The 16,292-nt window shown below is 52.0% G+C and carries 12 protein-coding genes; 6 read left to right on the top strand and 6 right to left on the bottom strand.

Going from position 1 to position 16,292, the window contains the following annotated elements; all coding sequences use genetic code 11:
• The first annotated feature begins 37 nt into the window (after positions 1-37).
• A complete protein-coding gene (locus FOE74_RS17275; RefSeq protein ID WP_149099881.1) occupies positions 38-364 on the top strand; it encodes a hypothetical protein in 327 nt (108 codons plus the stop codon).
• Positions 365-384: 20 nt separating this feature from the next.
• Here the strand turns inward: FOE74_RS17275 and FOE74_RS17270 are convergent, their stop codons facing one another.
• From FOE74_RS17270 to FOE74_RS17255, 4 genes are all read right to left on the bottom strand, one after another.
• Positions 385-1,542, bottom strand: coding sequence for a glycosyltransferase (locus tag FOE74_RS17270; protein WP_188686901.1), 1,158 nt, complete (start codon positions 1,540-1,542; stop codon positions 385-387).
• A 195-nt stretch (positions 1,543-1,737) separates the two neighbouring features.
• Positions 1,738-2,760: a synaptic vesicle VAT-1 family membrane protein gene (locus tag FOE74_RS17265; protein ID WP_149099879.1), complete on the bottom strand. Its 1,023-nt coding sequence runs from the start codon at positions 2,758-2,760 to the stop codon at positions 1,738-1,740.
• A gap of 332 nt (positions 2,761-3,092) precedes the next feature.
• Positions 3,093-6,434, bottom strand: coding sequence for a UTP--glucose-1-phosphate uridylyltransferase (locus FOE74_RS17260; protein WP_149099878.1), 3,342 nt, complete (start codon positions 6,432-6,434; stop codon positions 3,093-3,095).
• Positions 6,435-6,497: 63 nt separating this feature from the next.
• Complete coding sequence (locus FOE74_RS17255) at positions 6,498-7,448, bottom strand: UTP--glucose-1-phosphate uridylyltransferase (protein ID WP_149099877.1); 951 nt, start codon at positions 7,446-7,448, stop codon at positions 6,498-6,500.
• A 1,000-nt stretch (positions 7,449-8,448) separates the two neighbouring features.
• On the opposite strand from FOE74_RS17255, the gene FOE74_RS21595 reads away from it, so the two are divergent.
• A complete protein-coding gene (locus FOE74_RS21595) occupies positions 8,449-8,583 on the top strand; it encodes a hypothetical protein (RefSeq protein WP_262713753.1) in 135 nt (44 codons plus the stop codon).
• Positions 8,584-8,740: 157 nt separating this feature from the next.
• On the opposite strand, the gene FOE74_RS17245 is transcribed toward FOE74_RS21595, so the two are convergent.
• Complete coding sequence (locus tag FOE74_RS17245) at positions 8,741-9,838, bottom strand: PAS domain-containing sensor histidine kinase (protein WP_149099875.1); 1,098 nt, start codon at positions 9,836-9,838, stop codon at positions 8,741-8,743.
• A 401-nt stretch (positions 9,839-10,239) separates the two neighbouring features.
• On the opposite strand from FOE74_RS17245, the gene FOE74_RS21495 reads away from it, so the two are divergent.
• From FOE74_RS21495 to FOE74_RS17225, 4 genes are all read left to right on the top strand, one after another.
• Positions 10,240-12,288, top strand: coding sequence for a DnaJ domain-containing protein (locus tag FOE74_RS21495; protein WP_225840867.1), 2,049 nt, complete (start codon positions 10,240-10,242; stop codon positions 12,286-12,288).
• A gap of 176 nt (positions 12,289-12,464) precedes the next feature.
• Complete coding sequence (locus FOE74_RS17235; protein WP_149099874.1) at positions 12,465-13,754, top strand: LVIVD repeat-containing protein; 1,290 nt, start codon at positions 12,465-12,467, stop codon at positions 13,752-13,754.
• The gene (locus FOE74_RS17230; protein ID WP_149099873.1) at positions 13,755-14,345 is read left to right on the top strand and encodes a hypothetical protein; all 591 of its coding nucleotides are present in this window, start codon (positions 13,755-13,757) and stop codon (positions 14,343-14,345) included.
• 589 nt (positions 14,346-14,934) lie between these two features.
• Positions 14,935-15,126, top strand: coding sequence for a cold-shock protein (locus FOE74_RS17225; protein WP_062545387.1), 192 nt, complete (start codon positions 14,935-14,937; stop codon positions 15,124-15,126).
• Between the two features lie 438 nt (positions 15,127-15,564).
• Here FOE74_RS17225 and FOE74_RS17220 read toward each other — a convergent pair whose 3' ends face one another.
• Complete coding sequence (locus FOE74_RS17220) at positions 15,565-16,137, bottom strand: transposase (RefSeq protein WP_225840866.1); 573 nt, start codon at positions 16,135-16,137, stop codon at positions 15,565-15,567.
• Positions 16,138-16,292: the final 155 nt, after the last annotated feature.

The following is a 16,292-nucleotide window of genomic DNA, read 5'->3' as shown; positions in this document are numbered from 1 at the left end:
ACAGCGAATGGTGAAGAACCAGAACCTTATGAAGTTAATGACCACACAAAAGGTGGAGCCGTGGGAATACATCTGCGCCCCTGCCTTTGGAGACGAAAACTCCTTCTATGGGCAATATTTGGTGAACATCACGTACCTGGGGCATGACAAGGATAGCCTTTACTTCATAGATATTGACGGGTACCTGATCAAGAGCAAGTACGCCATCAATGGTAGTGGCCTTTGTTCTACGATGGTATTAACCAGTACTTCCGTTTTTCCGGCCGAAGAGGCAGCTACTGTCTTGAATTTCAACTTGGCCAGCAGTCTTACCCAACTGATCAGGAAAACTATATCTTCCCATTTCCCAGTGGCGCCTCGGTAACCAAAAAAATAACCTTACTCCTACCGCTGCTTCTTTAAATCCTTCAGGGAATAGAAGCTATCACGCCAGTAGATGCCACCTTGTTGAATGGTAAGAAAGGCCGATTTTAGCAGGATGTACATGATTATGGCGCCGGCTACCGGAATCATAAAGGCATGCCACCATTTTCCCTGAATGCCTTTCTTGAACACCATCAACAGGAGTTGTGAGGTGACCAAAACGCCTGCCATGGCCAGTCCATGACTTCCGGATAGCAACAGCAAAGGCAAGGGCAGTACAAACACCAGGAACGTAGCCAGGGCCATTCCCAGGGCCGTGGGCAAATGGTAATTTGAGATGGAAAAGGTATTCTTCATAAGCCCCTGCACAAATTCCCTCAAGCTGGTGTACCACTCCAGCGATACTTCGTCTGTTCCGTAAGCCACATCTTGCCGGAACCCAGCCGCTTTGATTCTCTCCCCCAGTTTCAGGTCATCGTCGGGACGCAGAGAGAAGGCGGCGTGGGTCCCCATTTTCTCGTAGGCGGAACGGCGCACCAGGTTGAAGGCTCCAATCCCGATAGAGGCCTTGGAAGTCGGTTTCCGGATGTCCCAGGGCCGTTGCCGAAGTTCCAGCATTAAAGCGAAGGTGCTCATCACGCTTCGGAACAAGGCGGACCGGGAGGTGATGTCGGGCAAAACCGCCAGGTGGTCCAGGCGGTGGGCCAGCACATAACCCATGGCCTTGTGGAGAGCCTGGGCATTGAAGGTCACGTCTGCATCGGTAAACAACATCCACTCTTCTGCCGAGGCAAGGTACCCTTGGTACAGGGCATGGTTTTTCCCCAACCAACCATCGGGTAGCTCTTGGATGGTCAGCACCGTGAGGTTAGGGTATTGCCGGACCATCCTTTCCAGGATCTGGGGAGTTTGGTCGGTGGAGCGGTCATTGACAGCAATAATACGGGCGTTGCTATACTGTAACTGGCAGAGGGTGGTAAGGGCTTGTTCCAGCTCGGCCTCCTCGTCTTTTACCGCCACTATGATCGCCACCGGCGGCGCCTGCTCCTCTGCCACAGACGGACAATCCCCCAAAAACGGGACCTTGTGGCTATTCAGCAGCACATACCCGGCCACCACTACCCAGTTCAACGTCAGGAGAAGGGAAAAACCTAAGAGAACCTGGTCCCAGAAGGTCATATCTTCAGAAAAGGAAAGGGCTAAATAGACCATAAGCAGGAATAGGGCAAATTTCCAGAAAAGAGGCTATAAATAGCCAAATCTGCCGCTAGTAGGTTAACCCCCAAACAACTTGCATTGTTTCCCTTGCCTTTTTAAAGAAAGAGGCTAAAAATGCCTTATCCTCTTTGCCATTTCCTAAACTTAGGGATTATCTTACAGCGTCACCACCACCTTGCCTACCGTTTGCCCCCGTTGGAACAGATGGATGGCTTGGTGCATCTCCTCAAAGGGAAACACATGGCCAATGTGTTGGGGCGCCAGGTGCAGCTCCTGAAGCTCGCGCAGCAACTGGTGCATCAATTCTGCTTCCTCATACAGGTAAATGAGGTTGAAGCCCATCAGCGACTTGTTTTCGGTGGGGAGCCGCAGGGGATCAATCTTCGGGCGCCGCAGGTATTTCCAGAGCAATTGGGGGTACTGGGGTTTGGGGCTATGGCTGGAGAAACTGGCGTTACCGTAGACCACCATGCGGCCCATGGGAGCTAGTTGTTCCCATCCCTGCGCCAATATGCGGCCCCCAATGCACTCCATGATGAGGTGGAGTGGCCGGCCACCCAAGGCCTCCTGCAACCGGTCCGGGAAATCCTTTCCCCGCAGGATTACCGCGTCATATGCCTCCTGCTGCCGCAGGAAATCTATTTTCTCCGCCTTCCCTACGGTACCAATGGTAAAGGCCCCGTACTTTTTACAGATCCGGTTGGCCAGGATTCCCACGCCGCCTGCCGCGCTATGGATGAGCACCGTCCTCTCTGGCTTGAGGTTACCCAGTTGGGTGAGGGCATAATACGCGGTAAGGCCCTGCACCAGAAACCCTGCCCCTTCCTCAAAACTCCAGTTACCGGGCAATGGCACCACGTACTCCCGGTGGAGGTTGAGGTGTGAGACATACCCTCCGAACTTGGTAACGCCCATAACCCGGTCCCCCACCCGCCATTCCGGTTCACCCTCGCCTACGGCGATGATCTCGCCGGCAAACTCCAGACCCGGGATGAAAGAGCCCTTAGGGGTGGCGCTATAGAGACCCTGCATGGCAAAAATATCAGCGAAATTAAGGCCTATGGCCTTTACCTGCACGCAGACCTCCTGCGGTTGGGGAGCGGGCAAGGCTTCTTTCACCAGTTTCAAATCAAGAATAGAACCCGCTTTAGGCATGCGGTACGCCAAACGCTCTAGCATGGGCAATTGGGTTTAAGGCCTCCTTTTCACCTTTTATTGCCAAACGGACTACGGGAGATGGAAGTTTAACATCAGGCAGCCCAGCCTAGTCCAACCTATGAACCGCGATGGCTGGCCATTTTCATCGCCTGCCAGAACCACCTCCTGCCAGAGGGGTGAGCAGAAGGCTTTTCAAGTACCTATGTCTCTCCATTTTTGTATGCCCTTTAAAGCTTATGCTCCACCTGTTGATCCTCTAATGAGCAATAATGTACCTTTTTACACAAGAATTCCCGGTTTCAAGCGCTTTTTCAGAAAAAGCACCTAAAACCGGGAATAGGTTTAACGGGATTTTACTTGGCCGCTTCAAATTTACCCAAAGCTGCTACGTGGGCTTTACTCCCATCGGTGAGCCAGGCATCCAACTGGGCCGGGTCTTTCATCTGTTGCCCCCGGTGGCGCGGGACGGCCAGGTACCCGCAGGGAACCTCGGGCAACGCCGACATGTCACTCCAGAGCTTCTCAATCTGGGCTACTGGGTAGATGTCTTCCTGGCCATGCCCCCAACGGTACTTCACGTCTTTGATGGTGACATAAGTGGGCATTTTATGCGCTACGTTCCTGACGGCCTCGGCCAGAACTGCCGGGTCGCCTTTCAGATCCTGGCGGGTTAACCCGAAGAGGGCCAGCAGCGGGTCTATCTGGATCCAGGTGGTCATGGTGTTGTAGTAGCTCAGGTTCAGCTCGTCTTCTTCCCTTGGTTGGGCCAAACCTTCCAACAGCCGTACCTTGCCGTTCACCCGGGCCAGTCCGCCGCCCCGGTCTTCAATGCGGCGGGGCACCACCTCAAACGTAAGTACGTTCCCCGAGGCCAGATGATGGCCCAGCGCTGCCGGATGCAGGTCAGCGCCCAGGGTGTCAATGTTGTGGAGCATGAGTGTCTCCAGCTGCGGGTTCTCTTCCAGTACCTGGGCCAGAATGCCGTTGCGAAGCATGTTAGACACCTCATACCAGTGCCCCAGCGGCGAAAACCGTTGCGAAGCGATGTTGTCTACGTAGTCTGCCCCTTCGCCTTTGGACCTCGCCCATTGGATCATGGCCCCTCTGCCAGCTTCCCGTACTTTTTGTTTGTTTTCATCCAGCGTTTCCTGGGGCATTTCTTCCCACAGAAACCGCAGATCCCGCTCGGTAGGCACAAACCGCTGCCCAATAGACCGGCCCGGCGACAAATACACAGGCCCCTCGTAACCAAACTTCTGCGTCAGTTCCAGGTGCTGCCGAATGGGTTCATGGGTGAGGTAACTGGTGGCTACCACATGCGGGAGCACCGCTCCATAGGTGGCCGCGACTGCTTTGGTTTTGGCCATGTGGATTTCCAGGAAGCTGCGGTGCACGCCGTCAATCTCCACAAACGGATTCAAGGCCTTGATCACCCCGGCACCTTTGGTCCAGCGGCTGCCCACCCCAGCGGCCAGACTCAGAACCCCCACCTTTCCGGCTTTCAGGGCTCCTTCGCCAATGCCAGAAGCTTGCCCTACTGCTTCCAGATGGGCGAGGTCGGTGGGGAGCACGTCTTCAATGGCCGTTTCAAAAGGCAACCGGTTCCTGGACAAGCCAATCAGGCCTTTCTGCAGTTGCTCCCTGATTTCTTCGTGCTGGATAAAGTCAAACCCATTTTCTTTCTTGATGGTATCGGCTTTCTCGTTTTCAAGACTGCGGTTGCCCTGGGTGGTGGGGTCTGACACCTTGAACAGGTTGCTCACAATGGTGCGCAGCAAGGGGTAGGCCAGGTTGTTTTGGTGGCAGTGGGTGGTAAAGAAGTCGATCTCGGCGCGCCGCACATAGGAGACCGTCTGCGGGTCTTTCCGCACCAATTCAGACACGTGAATCCCGTAATATTGGTCGGGCATGAGCGCCTGAGAACCTTCGTGCAGGTAAGACCAAGAGCCTTTCTGGTTGATGCGCCAGTTGTACACCACCGGCTCCATGGCAAAGGGCAACGAAGCGGAAAGCTCCTGTTTGGTAGTGGTTAAAATCTCCAGCACCCGCTGTTTGTGTTCTTCATACCGGCCCGGATCTACGAACATGCCCATGCCTCCGCCCGACATGCCGCCCAGCATCAGGAAGCCTAGATAATCCTCGCCTAGCTGCTGCTTGGCTTTCTGGATAATCTGCTCGGTAAAATGGGTGGAGGCCCAGGGGATAATCGTTTTGATGGGGTTCTCCCAATTATAGGCCGTATTCGCCGCTAGTTTTCTGATGTCGCCTTCTTTCAGGGCCGCCAGGATGTTGTCAAAAACCTGGTTCGTCTTCTGCCGGGCCGCCCACTCCTGTTCGCCCCGCAGCAGGTATTTCTCGGTGACCATCTCCAGGATTGGCCCCACGTTAGAGGCCATGCCCCCGTGCATGAGCACCAGGGAGTTGATGATCTTGTCGGCCATGTCCGGATGTAGGTCCTCGCCCTGCAATACCCGGTGACGGGGCAGCAAGGTGCCGCGGCTAATGCCAAACTCTGGATCGCCTTCCTGGGCGAAGGTGCCTTGGATGGCTTTAATGCCGGGCCACACGCCCCCGGAATCCTGCCAGCCGCCGCCCGAGCCGCCAATCCATTCCCCAAGAATCGCCCGCGATGCTACCAAACGGCGTTCACTTTCCTCCAGACCGCCCACCAGGTTCTTGGTTTGGCCCGTGGCCCGCATCAACAGACTGATGATGGATCCTAACAGGTTAGTAGAGACGGCAAACCGTGACCCTTTGGGAATGTCGTTCACCTTGGTCACCAATTCAATGCCCATGCCCGGGGCCACCATGCGCGCCAGCATCTGGGGCAAGGATTGATTCGTTCCTTCAAAAGAGGGCGGCACCAACCCAGAGGCAATCACGCCAGCCTTGATCAAACTCAGATAATCATTCCCGAAGTTGAACAGGTCTTCCAGGTCGGTGATGTCTTTGGTGGTATTCAGGTCAATGCTGGTCAGGCGCAACACCGGCTCAGGGATGACCCGCACATATGTCTGCAACGGCGGCTTGATGTCCTGGTCCCGGCCAAACACGCCCAGGTCTATGGAGATGTTCAGCACCCGCGCCCCTTCCGGATAATCCATGCCCAAGAAGAAGATGTCTGACCAGCCACTGTGAGTCAAATCCATCCTCACGGCAGTCTGCTCTTCCAACACGGGGTAGAAAAGGGAGTTCTCCTGCCGCTGCAGCAAAGCGGGGTGAATCTTGATGGGGTGCTCTTCCTGGTGCCCCACCCGGAACATCCACTGGTTGCCTTTGCTGGACCGCACGCTTTTCCGGACCTGGTTGGCCAAGATCTGGAAAGACAGGTGGTGGTAGCTTTCGGCCAGGCCGCTGAACAAGGTTGCGTTGGGCCCGTGCCGGTCTATTTCTCTCAGGAAAGTGGCAATGGCATGCTCAAACCGCCTGGACAGCAGATCCTCAAAGCCTGCGTAAGGGATCTTTCCGGTAGGCGGGGTATCTGCGGCTTCCATGAGGAAGAACCGGTAGCCCGCAAACAGGAACAGGATGGCCCGCACCTTCTCGTAAAGATTGGGGGTTGTTTTCCTGAAATCATCCAGTTCCCGCAAAGCCTGGAATAGCTCTTTGGAAGAAAGGCTACGGCTAAGCTCAAAAAAGGACCGGTCCCGCAGGGCGGGCGAAGAAGAAGTAATGGTTTGGATAAATAGATTCATCTGCCACTTTGGTGAAGGTATGGGGAAAGGGGACAAGAAACCGCGGTAGGAGTATGGGAAAACCTAGAGCGTTTTCCGCTGATTCGCCTCGGCCAGCAGGTCTACCATAGAGGTAAGAGTTTCATCATGCGCCTCCCCTGCCAGCCCCAAGGCTATCTGGGCCTGCAACAGCCCTTGCTTTTTGCTCAGGTCATAGCGGTTGCCTTTTACCTCCAGGGCCAGGTATTTCTCCTTTTGGGCCAGTTCCTGTAAAGCAGGCGTTAATTGAATGTTTTGGTTCCCACTTTCTACCTGCGCCTGCAAGCTGGTAAAAACAGCGGGGGTAAGCACGTGCATCCCGAAGAAGCAGAGGTAGTACCCATTGCGCAGGCCGGGCGTTTGCAGTTCCAGTTCCGCAGTACTCATGGAAGGCTTCTCTATGATCCGCTCAATCTGGTAGATCCCTTTGCGGTTGGGCAGGTGTTTGCCGGTGAGGGTGCCGTACCGGTGAATCTGGTGTTCAATGGTAGGGTTCACCGCAGACACGGCACATTCTTCCTGCACGGCCAAGGAGATCAATTGGGCCGCTGAGCGTTGACCGGACCTGTTGGAGACATACAGATGGTCGCCTAAGAGCAGCAGGAAAGGCTCCTCTTTCACAAAATCGCGGGCGCAGTATACGGCGTGGCCGTAACCCCACGGCTCCGCCTGTTCCTGGAAATGGAGGCAGGTGCGCAGGTGGTCTATTTTCTCGGCTTCCTCTCTGGCCCAATCGGTGTTTTTATATGATTCCAGCAGGTTGTTGCGAAGCGAAGTGAAGGCGTTCTGGTAACGTGGTCCATCACCGGGGGCACAAATGACGCAGATTTCCTCTATGCCAGCGGCAAAAGCTTCTTCGGCAATGATTTGGATGGTAGGTTTGGGAAGTCCGTCAATGTCCACGACCGGAAGCATGGCTTTTTGCACAGTATCAGCTACCGGGTAGAGCCTGGCCCCGCGGGCCGCCGCCGTAATCACAGCTTTTCTTATTTTCATCTGAGCAGGTTGAGAGGATTGGTGTAACTATTACATTTCTTCTGTCGGCCCCAATATACTATTTTAATTATTTTTCAGGATAAAATTCAGTCTGCGGTTGATGGGAATGCTGCCTCTCTCCTTTTAAGCTGAACCCATTTCACTGACCGCTATTCTGAAAGTGTAAAGCCTCTACGACCATTCGTACTTCCTTGATGTCCTTTTCTTTTTCTGGGAAAGGATTCAGCTTCGGTGTTGGTACCCAGTTTTAGAGTTGTTTCCAGGTAAGGAGGTGAAGCCGAGAAACCTCTTTCCATCCTTTGGAGGATAGGCAGATGGTGGTTTAGGCGTATTGATCATCCCCTACCAACGGAATGCGTGGGCCCATTAGTTACTGGTAGTGGGCCAGAAAAGCTGGATTGGGATATGGGAGTTGACTTATGGTTTTAGCTTATGTATGTTTCAACCTCCCGCTTTTCAAGATTTAGTTGAGGCCTAGAAAAATATCAAGGGTAGAGGGAAGTTGGCTGTTATTGAGGTGGCCTTGAACCTTTATAATTCATAAAAAAGAAACAAGAGGATAGAACAAGAATGCTTAAGCCTTCTTGATAATAGGAAAGGCTGTCTAGTTTGGGGCATAGAACCAGGGCAACTCAATTCCCCCACTTTTGATCCAGTACCTCCTTCAGCATGGGGCAAGGAGTCATCAGGTCTGGCAACCTGTTTTTCTTCCGTTTAATGGCTCTTCCTGGTATTTTATGCTGGTCTACTACCTCTTTTGGAGATAAGAGCAAAGAGCTGTAAACAAACTACTTCTAGAATAAGTACTTAATTACAGTTGTTTTACTTGGAATTAGCTTTAGAAAGTACAATATTAGCCGCGTGGCAACAATAGCCCAGGATTTGTAGTACATTAGGCATGGAAATTTATGCAAGGGAACAGGTTTCAAGGGAAGTACTAGAAATTATTCTGGAGCACTACCAACCTAGACTCACTTCTGAGACCCTCTGTTTGTTTGGAATGTCCATTACCTATTTCTTCCCGGCAGATGACCAGTCTGGAAATGAGGAAAATACAGTCGCTTTTTCCTCCACAGAAGGTTCCTGTACCGCCTATTACCTGCTGGTCCGCCTTGAGCAGTCACGGCTAGGCTGATACCCACTCATTTTTTACAATACTTCTCTTTCTATAAAGTATAGAGACCGGCCGCTATGCGGCTTTTCCCTTTACTAAATAGTTACCAGGAAAAGGCAATGGCTTTTCTATGAAGAACCGGCCAATTACCCATCTCGCATTTTGCTACAGAACCTTGCTAAGGTATTTGCACTTTGGGTAAGCGTAAGAAGAAAGTAGTTCCTTTGTTTTCCTCACTCTCCAACCAGATGTCTCCCTTGTGCCAATCAACAATGGTTTTCACAATGGACATGCCCAACCCCACAGATTGCTCCCCTTTCAGACCAGGCCGGCGAGCCTTGGTGAACTTTTCAAACAGATGCTCATGAAATTCTTTAGGGATGCCTACCCCTGTATCAGCCACTTTCACCAGGAAGGTGGTTTCTTCCTTTTCCAGGCTGATGGTGATTACTCCTCCGGGAGGCGTGAATTTGAGGGAATTAGAGATCAGGTTGGTAATGACCTGTAGGAACTTCAGGTCATCCAGGTCTACAAAAATCTCCTCATGGCTATACTGGAATTCAAACCGAACATCCATGAGGCGGCCCTTTTCTCCCAGGTACTCCTCCAGGGCCTCGCGCACCTTCTCTGTCACATTCACCCGCCGGGTCACCAGGTCTGTCTGAGATGATTCCAGAAACTCATGGTTCATAAAGTCCCGGAGAATGGTAGAGCCGTGTTTGCTGATGCGTTCAATAAGGGCAATGGTTTTTTGGCTCTCTTCTTCCTCCAACGCCTTCAGCTGGTCGGTAAGAAGGCCCGACAAGTTGTGGATCATACCCAGGGGGCCTGCCAGGTCATGAGCCAGGATATTCAGCACCGAGTTTTTCTTATTGGAGAATTTCTTGAGGTGGTCATTGTATTTCCGTTGGGTGGTAACGTCTTCCACATGCCCTACCAGAAGGCGCTGCCCATCCCCTTTTTCAACCACTGACGCGGACAAGCATACCCACTGCCCTGGCTGCCCCGGAAGCTGCACCCTGAATTCAAGGGAGTGGCAAACCCCAGAGGCTAGCACTTCCGGCAGTTTCCCAACCACATAGTTGCGGTCTTCAGGGTGTACCACCTCTAGCCATTCCTGTTGCGTACTAGTGCCTTCCGGGACCTTGAAAGCCGCTTCAAAGGCACTATTCTGGTAAACCAGACGCAGTTGGCCCAGGTCAAAAGCAAAGAAGGCCTGGCCGGTTCTTTCTATCAAAGCCTCGTAGAAATCCGGAGGAAGGTTGGTTGAGGGCATGGAAGTACGTAAAGCTGTTAACACGATAAGCTTAGGCAAATTTACCAATAAATAAGCATAAAAGTTTTCTCCCTCTTTTGGCTGGGTTTGTACGCAGACTATCTTCCTAAAATAGGTGGCTTTGGCAGGCGACTACTGAAAAGTGGAAAATTTTCCGCAGCAAGAAAACTAGCCCTTTTTATCTTTTTGGGTTTCTTTTCAAAAAGTAGCCTCAAAAGAACCAGGGACCTAAGAAAAATTCATAAAAGCTCATATCTTAAATTTTACCTTTATTTTTTGTAATTTTTACTATATTTAATAATCAAAACAGCTGCGGTTTGCCTCATAGTGCTTTCAACCGCTGGTTTTATGTCTATCAACCATTTTATAAAGGCTTTTTCATACCACCTGTACTACCCAAAATGGACAAGAATTATTACCAGCTCTTAGGCCTGAAACCTAGAGCCTCCCAGCTAGAGATCAAAGAGGCGTACCGAAAGCTTTCCAAGAAGGTGCACCCAGACCTGAACCAGGGCGAGGTGTTTTTTGAGGAGTATTTTAAAGAAGTGAAAGAAGCCTATGAGGTGCTCTCTGACCCGGAGCGAAAGCGCCAGTATGACACCAGGCAGTACAGGCCTTTGGTGGCCGCCAGCCCCATTCTCCCATCCAACCTGAAGAACCTGGAGTATCAGGTTTCCCGGCTGGAATTGAAATTACAGGACCAAAACGAACAGATGGACCTTTTGCAAGCCGAAAAGAAAGCCTTGCACCAGGAGCTGGACCATTTTGTGCAGGCCTTGTTTGAGGTGAAAAATGAAAAGACCCTTCTACAAAAAAAGGTAAAGGAGCTGGAGAAGGAACAAGCCACGGTTAAAAAAGAACAACCGCCGGTGGTGCGCCCAGCAGAAGGGCCTTCTCCGCAGGAATTGCAGCGCCGTATTCTGGCCCTGGAGCAGGAACTCCAGCGGGTCCACCAAAGCGCCTCCAGCAAACGCCAGGAACTAACCCAGGAAACCCAAAAGAAACAGGCCCTGGAGAAACGGGTTCAAGAACTTTCGCTGGCATCTGCCAAGCAACACCAGCTGGAAAAGCAAGTGCAGGCGCTGGCCCAGGAGGCAGAACAGCACCAAACCCGTCTGGCAGAACTGCAAGAAATCGCTGATCAGGCCACTGCCGAGCTGCAGGCCAAAACCAAGGAACTGGAACGGGTGCTCCTGCAACGCCAGACCCTGCAGGGGCATCTGCAGGAACTGGAACAACGGCAGCAGCAACCGCCTTTGCCCATAGCTTCCTCAAAGGAAGAGAAAGGACGCCACCACCAAAACCAGCTTCTGGAGATCACCACCCAGAATCAGGCCCTGCAAACCCAGGTACATGACCTGGAACTAGCCACCGAGCAGCTCAAACAGGTACTGCAAGACAAAAACAAGCTCCTCCAGCAGGAGAAAACCCAGAAGCAGGACCTGCAAGGCAAAATCAAAACCCTTGATATCCAACTTACCCGGCAACAGCAACTCCTGAACGACCAAACTACCCGCCTGGAACAGGAGGTGGCCTCAAAAAACACACTGCTGGAGAAGATCAGGCACCTGGAGGAAGAAGAAAGCCAGCTGCAGGTTTTCCTGAAAACCAAAACCCAGGAAAAAGGCCAGCTTTCTCAACAGCTGATGGCCCTGGAGAACGCGCGGCAAACGCTGGAGCAGGAAATAGCCCAGCTCCGGACACAAGTTCAAGCCCTGGAACTTCAGGCGGCCCAGGACAAGACTGCCTTAAAAGTTAGCGCCCAGGCTTTGGAAGGAAGCCACCAGGAAGTGAAAACCCTGCACCACCAGCTGGAAGACCTCCGGAAAACCCATACTGCCGCGCAGCAGGCGCTGCACCAGAAAACCCAGGACCTGGAAAAAGAAGCGGCTAAAAAACGGGTAGCCTTAGGCAGAATCCAGGAACTGGAAAAAGAAAAATCGGCCCAGGTTCTTAAGGAAAGGGAACTGCAGAAGGAAATGACCGGGGTGGTCCGAAAATACGCGCACCTGGCACTCCTCCAGCCATTTCTGGTGGAGCACATGGATTTCTTCAATTCCGCAGCCCCAGAGCAGTACGGCACCTCCTTTGAGCGGGCCGACATCAAATACATTTTCAGCCGGATGAAAATCACGGTGCTCACTGATAAGCCCGGAACCCTGCCAGTGTTGGTCAAGTACCTGAAACCGAACGGCCAGTTGTACTTCAACCCCAAATCATCGCCTACGGGGTATTCTTTTGCGGCTACTATTAGTTATAGTCCGGAAGAAGAGTACCTGTACCTTTCTGGCTGGGGAAGTGACCGGGAAACCACCTTCGTGGCCGGGGACCACCGCGTGGAGATCTATGACCAGAGCGGCCGCCAACTAGCGAACGCCAACTTCCAGGTAAAGGAGAAAATGATGACGGTCTCCAAAATCAGAAACTTCTTTCAGCCTTCTGGTGCCTGAGTTTAAAAATGGAAATCTGTCTAGAGTAGTGGGAAAGGGGAAAAGGGAGGAATTTTTAGTTTTCCGGTACAGGCCATGCAACCAATAAGGCGGGCGAAGGCTCTTGTAAGTAAAGAAGTTATCTAAGAAAGCTATCTACTTACGAACAGACGTTTCCACCTCTTCACCCTACTTCTATGCAGCCAAAACTTTTACTCTTATTTAAGCCGTTCTATTTGGTGCTTTTTTGGGGCTTTTTTCTGGCCTCCTGCACCGATGAATGCGAGTCTACCATCTCCTACACGGTGTATGAACCGGTGTATCTGACCAAAGAAGAACTGCGTACCTCGGTGAAAGTAGAACCCGCCCGGGCGCTTCAGAACCCGGGTAAGATCTATTCCTACGGCGACTACCTGTTTGTGAATGAGGTGGGCGAAGGCATCCACGTCATTGACAACCGGGTACCGTCCTCTCCGCAGGTGCTGCGCTTCCTCAGTATTCCTGGCAATGTGGACCTGGCGGTAAAAGACAACACCCTCTACGCCGACAGCTACATTGACTTGGTGGTGCTGGACATTTCCCAACCGCTGGACATTAAACTGGTGAACCGCCTCCAGGACGTATTGCCGGTGAACGGGGTTATTGTCAATCCGGCGGCCACCACCTTTTTGGCCAAGTACAACCCCAAACAAGTCACCGCCCCTTATTCCTCTGATTGCGGGGCACCGGTGCAGAACGGGCGGGGCATCTTGTTTGACAATATTTCCACCCAATTCTCTAACAAAGGCTTGGCTGGAGCCGCCATGAGTAGCCCGCAAGGCAAAGGCGGCTCCATGGCCCGTTTTACCATCACCGGAGATCACCTGTATACCGTGAGCCTTTCCTCGCTGCAGCTTTTTGACATCAGCCAGCAGAACCAGCCGCAGAAAGGGCAGCGTATCAACCTGGGTTGGGGCATAGAAACCATTTTCCCGTACCAGGACAAGCTCTTCATTGGCTCTACCAACGGCATGCACATCTACGACAATGCCAACCCAGCCAGTCCGGTGCATTTGTCTACCTACGCGCACGTGAACAGCTGCGACCCAGTGGTGGTGGAAGGTGATCTGGCCTGGGTCACGCTCCGGTCGGGCAATGCCTGCGCCGGGTTCACGAACCAACTGGAGGTCATCAACATCAGCAACCCCAGAAGCCCTAAAATGATCAAGACCTACCCCATGCAAAACCCGCACGGCTTGGGCATTGACCAAAGCACCTTGTTTCTGTGCGAGGGCGCGTTTGGCCTCAAAGTCTTTGACGTTAAAGATCCTTTGGCCGTGACCAATAACCTGCTGAAGCATTTCAAGAACCAGGATGCCTATGACGTGATCCCCTTGGGGCACACGCTTTTGCTGGTAGGCAAAGACGGCCTGTACCAATTTGACTACAGCAACCTGGCGCAAATGAAACTGATCAGTAAGATTCCGGTGGCACCCGCCAACAGCTAAATGAAAAAATTATTTCTTCTCCTGCTGGTTTGGCTGCTGGTCACGGCGGCCTCCCTGGCCCAGGAACGCGTTCCTGCTACACCGTCTGCCTCTGACGCGACTGCCAAGAAATACCTGGGTATGGTGGAATTGGGCTACCTGAACCAGAGCCACAATGACCAGCCCCTGCATATCTCGGTCTCGTCGCCTACGTTTACCATCTTCAACGGCTACCAGTGGCACCGCCTGCTGGCCGTGGGCACCACCCTGGGGCTGGATTTCTATCAGGAGGCGGTGGTGTCTCCGCTGGCATTGGGCTTTCGGGGCACCGTGCTTCCTGCCCGCGTAAGCCCTTTCTATAGCATGGATATGGGCTACGGCGCCACGTTCCTCCAGAAGGGCAGCGATGCCAACGAAACCAGGGGTGGCTTTCTGTGGAACCCGGCACTGGGCCTTCGGGTACAGGCCGGTCCCCAAACCGCCTTTGCTTTCAGCCTGGGCTACAAAACCCAACGCCTCCACACCAAAATCACCAACACTTGGGACAATTCGGTTATCTCTAATGACATCACCTATAAAAGGCTTTCCGTTAGGATAGGGTTTCAGTTCTAAGGCGAGGCCTTCTTTAGGTTAATGTTCTGTGAGTAAATAATCGATGGCAAGCCTTCCCTAGGCAGTTTCTGCTATGGTTTGGTTTTCCGGTTAGATTTTATAAAATCGGCCGAAAATGGAAAAGCTGTGGAGGGTGGTTTGCCTGCCTCCGCAGCTTTTTCGTTTTGGGCTTCTTTTTAAGGAAGCGCTTGAAAAACGGCCCGGCTTCCTTCTGGTGTTCTTACCAACCTGCGCTTGTTTACCTCATTGTTTTCTTCTGGCCCTGCTTCGCTGCACAGCGTAACTTTCCTGCTTGTCTCACAGACTTGACAAAGCTCCCTTCAAATCAGCTGTTGTTGCTGGGTTGCCAAGGGAACAAGTTATATAGAGAAGAAGCCCCGCCCCTGCTGCCCTGCCGCTAATATTGTTTGGCCGGTTTAAGCTTTCTTAACTCCAAAACAGGGCAAAAAACAAGGGTGGGTAAATTAGTTGGCCATTTTTTATGCCCTGAGGGCCTGGAAACGAGGTATTTGAAAGTTTCTGGTTTATTTTCCATTCATAATGAACGATTGCCCGTATAGGAGTGTCATTACGGTATAATAACAACAATATGAATCAAGGAACAGTAAAATTTTTTAATGATGATAAAGGCTTCGGCTTCATCAAAGACAGCAATTCAAATCAAGAGTACTTCGTGCACGTGTCAGGTTTGATCGATGAAATCAGAGAAAACGACGAAGTAGTCTACGAACTTCAAGAAGGAAGAAAAGGACTAAACGCCACCAACGTTAAACTGGCTTAGTCTTTCGCTATAAAGACAAATTGCTTTAAAAAGCCTCTCCTATCTGGAGGGGCTTTTTTGTGTTTATATACTTTGCTACTTAGATTACTTAAAGGGCTAGTTGTTTAAAAGAAGCTAAACGATACCAAAGCACAATTACAGCTTGCCGAGAAGAAGGTGCTGTGCTTAAATGTAAAAGCAGAAATGCAGGTGATACTGGATGAAATACTGGAGCAGGCAGAGGAACGGTATAAGGTGTGGGCCTTTGAAGTGGCGTAGTTCAGGAACGATTGGACAGGTCGCGACCTGTCCAATCGTTCCTGAACTACATCATCAAAGCGCCCTTCCAGAATAAGGGGATCAGGCATGCGGGGATCTGGAATGCGGAGAGGACAGGTCGCGACCTGACCGTACCTCGTGCCCAGCTCTCCCTCCTTTTACGGATCTCCTTCCTGGATATCATCTCCTGAAGGTATCCTCCTGCCACCGGGCAGGGTTATTTTCGATGTAATCTTTGATGCGCTGGAAACTACTGGCACTTCTGATGATATGATCATGGAAAGAACGGTGCCAGGCAAAATCCGTTAGGCCTGCCAGCCTGATTTGCTTGGAGGTGATGGTTTTATACGCTCCCATGATCTGAGAAATAGATTTTATCTTAGGCACCTTCCCCCCAAGTACGGACAGGTCGCGGTCTGTCCCCACGCATTGCTGCTGCTTCCCCTCGCCCACCGGGCCCAAGGTATTCCCTTCTTCCCCTAAACCTTCTCTGTTTATTTCAAGGATAGCATGCATGTGATTGGGCATCACCACGAAAGCATGGGAGACCACATAAGGGTAGCGTTCCAGCAGCCAAAACCAGTTGCGGGTGGCTATCTGCCCATAGGTAGTTAAGTGCATTTCTTCGTGGACTACCTCCCCAAAGACACAGGCCATCTCTTTCACGCAAGAGGTGACAAAATAGAGGGCATCATGGCTGTAATCGAAACCGAGGAGCCTGTTCCGTTTTCGGGCTGGGTGCATGGGGTGCATTAGTGAATTGGTTTTTACGGAAAAGCAGTAGGGAGAGAATGGAAGATGGGTGCTTGCGTGGGAGGATCAGCAATGCGTGGGAGGATCAGCAATGCGTGGGAGGATCAGCAATGCGTGGAAGATCAGCAATGCGGGGAAGATCAGCAATGCGGGGA

The organism is Rufibacter glacialis (genome assembly GCF_008271745.1).
Taxonomy (GTDB): domain Bacteria; phylum Bacteroidota; class Bacteroidia; order Cytophagales; family Hymenobacteraceae; genus Nibribacter; species Nibribacter glacialis.
The sequence above is the reverse complement of the archived record's forward strand: the minus strand, read 5'-3'. Positions and strand labels throughout refer to the sequence as shown.

Bases quoted from the DNA above. Each gene is read 5' to 3' on its own strand.
- FOE74_RS17275 (WP_149099881.1), top strand. From the start codon at position 38: ATGACCACACAAAAGGTGGAGCCGTGGGAATACATCTGCGCCCCTGCC.
- FOE74_RS17270 (WP_188686901.1), bottom strand. From the start codon at position 1,542: ATGACCTTCTGGGACCAGGTTCTCTTAGGTTTTTCCCTTCTCCTGACG.
- FOE74_RS17265 (WP_149099879.1), bottom strand. From the start codon at position 2,760: ATGCTAGAGCGTTTGGCGTACCGCATGCCTAAAGCGGGTTCTATTCTT.
- FOE74_RS17260 (WP_149099878.1), bottom strand. From the start codon at position 6,434: ATGAATCTATTTATCCAAACCATTACTTCTTCTTCGCCCGCCCTGCGG.
- FOE74_RS17255 (WP_149099877.1), bottom strand. From the start codon at position 7,448: ATGAAAATAAGAAAAGCTGTGATTACGGCGGCGGCCCGCGGGGCCAGG.
- FOE74_RS21595 (WP_262713753.1), top strand. From the start codon at position 8,449: ATGTCCATTACCTATTTCTTCCCGGCAGATGACCAGTCTGGAAATGAG.
- FOE74_RS17245 (WP_149099875.1), bottom strand. From the start codon at position 9,838: ATGCCCTCAACCAACCTTCCTCCGGATTTCTACGAGGCTTTGATAGAA.
- FOE74_RS21495 (WP_225840867.1), top strand. From the start codon at position 10,240: ATGGACAAGAATTATTACCAGCTCTTAGGCCTGAAACCTAGAGCCTCC.
- FOE74_RS17235 (WP_149099874.1), top strand. From the start codon at position 12,465: ATGCAGCCAAAACTTTTACTCTTATTTAAGCCGTTCTATTTGGTGCTT.
- FOE74_RS17230 (WP_149099873.1), top strand. From the start codon at position 13,755: ATGAAAAAATTATTTCTTCTCCTGCTGGTTTGGCTGCTGGTCACGGCG.
- FOE74_RS17225 (WP_062545387.1), top strand. From the start codon at position 14,935: ATGAATCAAGGAACAGTAAAATTTTTTAATGATGATAAAGGCTTCGGC.
- FOE74_RS17220 (WP_225840866.1), bottom strand. From the start codon at position 16,137: ATGCACCCCATGCACCCAGCCCGAAAACGGAACAGGCTCCTCGGTTTC.